2 protein-coding genes and 1 pseudogene are annotated in these 2,804 nt (G+C 74.6%); all 3 read left to right on the forward strand.

The features are described from left to right. Positions 1-999: ABC transporter permease (locus tag ABZ641_RS31870; RefSeq protein ID WP_359987453.1), on the forward strand; the 999-nt coding region annotated here is incomplete at its 5' end. A 37-nt stretch (positions 1,000-1,036) separates the two neighbouring features. Beyond that, positions 1,037-2,047, forward strand: coding sequence for a LacI family DNA-binding transcriptional regulator (locus ABZ641_RS31875; protein ID WP_344625521.1), 1,011 nt, complete (start codon positions 1,037-1,039; stop codon positions 2,045-2,047). A gap of 190 nt (positions 2,048-2,237) precedes the next feature. Continuing rightward, positions 2,238-2,804: pseudogene (locus tag ABZ641_RS31880) on the forward strand (galactose-1-epimerase); the annotation flags it as partial.

Genomic DNA, 2,804 nt, shown 5'->3' on the forward strand with positions numbered 1-2,804 from the left:
GCACCCGCCGCCACCGCCACCCGCCCCGCCGCCGAGGGCGGTGCCCTCGCCGCCCGGTTGCTCGGCCGGCTCCAGCGCCAGGCCGTGCCCGCCGTGCTCGTCCTGCTGGTGCTGGTCTCCTCGGTGCTGTTCCCGTCCTTCGGGACGCTCGACAACGCCCGCAGCATCACCGTGCAGACCTCCTTCCTCGCGATCGTCGCCCTCGGCATGACCCTGGTGATCCTCACCGGCGGCATCGACCTGTCGGTGGGCTCGGTCTTCGCGCTCGGCGGCGTCCTGGCCGCCTGGGCCTCCCAGTGGGGGATCGTCCCGGCGCTGCTGCTGCCGCTCGCGGTCTGCGGCACGATCGGCGCGATCAACGGACTGTTGGTCGCCCGGGCCGGGATGGCGCCGTTCATCGTCACCCTGGCCACCCTGCTCGCCGCCCGCGGCCTGCTGCTCGCCGTCACCCACGAGGGCGCCACCACCTACCTGGTGCCCCGCGGCTCCGCCTTCGCCGAGCTCGGCCAGGGCACGGTCCGGGGCTTCGGCTACCCGGTGCTGATCGCACTCGCCCTCTTCGGACTCGGCGGCGTGCTGCTCCAGCGCACCCCCTTCGGCCAGAGCGTCTTCGCGATCGGCGGCAGCAGCGACGCCGCCACCCTGATGGGCCTGCCGGTCGCCCGCACCCGGGTCCTGGTCTACCTGCTGAGCAGCCTGCTCGCCGGGCTGGCCGGCGCGCTCAGCGCGGCCCGGCTCTCCTCCGGCGTCACCATCGTCGGCGTCGGCATGGAGCTCGACGCGATCGCCGCGGTGGTGATCGGCGGCACCCTGCTGACCGGCGGCGCCGGCACCGTCGGCGGCACCCTGTGGGGCGTCCTGCTGCTCGCCGTCATCCAGAACCTCATCAACCAGATCGGCTCGCTGAACTCCTCCTACCAGTCCGTGGTGAGCGGCGGTTTCCTGATCGTGGTCGTCCTCGCGCAGCGGTACCTCTTCCGCGCGCGTCCAACCCCGTAGAAATGACCCGAGAAACCGTCGGCCGAGAGGGAACACCGTGGTCAGTCTGAAGGACGTCGCACAGCGCGCCGGAGTGTCGATCAAGACAGTCTCCAACGTGGTGAACGGCTACCAGCACGTCACCCCGGCGATGCGCGAACGCGTCCAGCGCGCCATCGACGAGCTGGGCTACCGGCCCAACCTGACGGCGCGCCACCTGCGCAAGGGCCGCACCGGCATCATCGCGCTGGCCGTCCCCGAGCTCGGCAACCCGTACTTCGCCGAGCTCGCCGGGGCGGTGATCGACGCCGCCGCCCGGCACGACTACACCGTCCTGCTCGACCACACCGGCGGCCGGCGCGACCAGGAGCTGCTCGTCTGCCAGGGCTTCCGGGCGCACGTCATGGACGGGCTCATCCTCAGCCCCATCGAGCTGGAGTCCGAGGACCTGCTCGCCCGCACCGACACCTCCCCGCTCGTGCTGCTCGGCGAGCGGGAGTACGACGCGCCGTACGACCACATCGCGATCGACAACGTCGCCGCGGCGAGACTCGCCGTCCGCCACCTCGTCGACACCGGCCGCCGCCGGATCGCCTTCCTCGGCGCCCGCGAGGAGAGCGCCCGGCGCCCCGCCCACCTGCGCCTGCGCGGCTGGAGGGAGGAGCTCGACGCGGCCGGACTGCCGGCCGGCGACGACCTGGTCGTCGCCACCGAGGCGTACGGGCGGGAGGACGGCGCCCGGGCGATGGCCGCCCTGCTCGACCGCGGCCCCCGCCCGGACGCCGTGTTCGCCTACAACGACACCATGGCGGTCGGCGCACTGCGCACCCTCGCCGACCGCGGGCTGCGGGTGCCCGAGGACGTCGCCGTCGTCGGCTTCGACGACATCGACGAGAGCCGGTTCGCCCACACCCCGCTCACCACCATCGCCCCCGACAAGGAGGCGATCGCCCGGCTCGCCGTCGACTGCCTGGTCGACCGGCTGGCCGGCACCGCCGCGACCGAACCACGCCGCGCCCGGCCCGGCCACCGCCTGGTCGTGCGCGACTCCACCGTCGGGCGGAGGTGAGTCCAGGGGCGCGTGGGGGCACCTCCCGGCCGAAGGCTGGGGGAGAACCGCGCAATTCGGATGCGGGCCACCTGACGAACCAGGGGTCGACCGAATCCGCGCAGGACCCGCTCCCGGACTGCGCAGTTCCCCCCGCCCCCGGGCGAACACCTCCCGAACCGCCCGGCCGATCCGTTGCAGGAGCGAGGCAATGTCACCCACCGTCCGGCAGGACGCGCACGGCACCACCCCCGACGGCCGGGCGGTGCACGCCTGGACGCTGGAGGCCACCGGCGGCCTGCGGGCCACCGTCCTCACCCTCGGCGCCTCGCTGGCCGCACTGACCGCCCCCGCCCCGCGCGCGTCGCCGGGCCCGGTGGTGCTCGGCCTGCCCTCGTTGAGCGTCCGGGCCGGGGACCACCCGTACCTCGGCCCGGTGGTCGGCCGGTACGCCAACCGCATCGCGCACGGCCGCTTCACCCTGGACGGGACGGAGCACCGCGTCCCGGTGAACGACCGCGGCCACGCCCTGCACGGCGGGCCGGACGGCTTCCACCGCCGCGTCTGGCGGGCCGCACCGACCGCCGACGGCACCGGGGTCGAGCTGAGCCTGCACAGCCCGCACGGCGACATGGGATTCCCCGGCGCGCTCGACCTCACCGCCACCTACCGGCTGGCCGGCCCGGGCACGCTGGCGGTCGACTACCGGGCCGTCACCGACCGCCCGACGGTGGTCAATCGGTGCCGGTGCCGGCCCCCAGGTCGAGGACCAGCTGGC

Origin of the sequence: Kitasatospora sp. NPDC007106, assembly GCF_040634455.1 — a bacterium.
GTDB classification, from domain to species: Bacteria; Actinomycetota; Actinomycetes; order Streptomycetales; family Streptomycetaceae; genus Kitasatospora; species Kitasatospora arboriphila.